General features: G+C 57.5%; 1 pseudogene. It reads right to left on the bottom strand.

Annotation, left to right across the window (positions count from 1 at the left end):
- Positions 1–760, bottom strand: a pseudogene (locus HV670_RS30750) (hypothetical protein); the annotation flags it as partial.

Genomic DNA, 760 nt, shown 5'->3' with positions numbered 1-760 from the left:
ACTTCCGCTGTGATTTGACGCTCGGATCGCCGCAATCGAAAAGTCGAAACCTGCGGCAAGACAGGTTTCGTTAATTCCCGGTGACTCAGCGTTTTGACACGCTCTGGGCCAGGAGGGGACGTCGACGGCGTCGCGTCGGACGGCCGTATGTCTGACGGAAACGGACGGTCGCCGAGTTGGGCAATTTAGGACAACGCCCCGGTTCAGTGACGGGCATGCGACCAACAAGGCGGTAGATTGCACGCAGCTTTTCCAAGCGCCGTGCGTGTCGGTACCCATCATGCTATGGCGAGCGCAACGTTTAAGCGTGGTGGTGACGAACTCCCGTACTGCCCGTATGGCTTGCATTGCCGCGCTGTCGTCGTAAGCGAGCGTTGCTCCGCGTTCGACGCAGGGGGCGCTATACGAGAACGGCTGCCTGGTTTGCGCACTGAATATTTGCCCGTTTTCCCCCTCGTCCCATCGGCAGTTCCGCATTGTCTGCGCCTCTGGAAGCGACAGCGGGTGCTTGAACGCTTTCCCGTCAAAAATATGGCCCGCGCCGGGATATTCAGTAAGCTCGACGTCTTTTCCCTTCGATTTCAAGCGTTCAACATATGCGCGGCACGGCGCAATGGAGTTGTAGTTGTCGGCACTTCCGTGGAATATGCGTAAGCGCGTCATCAGCGCCGCCTTGACATAGCATCTGTTCTTTACCGCTTGTGGACCGATGACATGGCAAGGGAACCGCTGTTTGTATTGAACCGGATGATCGTTGTCC

Origin of the sequence: Pararobbsia alpina (assembly GCF_902859895.1) — a bacterium.
In the GTDB taxonomy this organism is placed as follows: Bacteria; Pseudomonadota; Gammaproteobacteria; order Burkholderiales; family Burkholderiaceae; genus Pararobbsia; species Pararobbsia alpina.
Note: the sequence above shows the minus strand (reverse complement) of the source record. Positions and strands in the feature narration are given on the sequence as shown.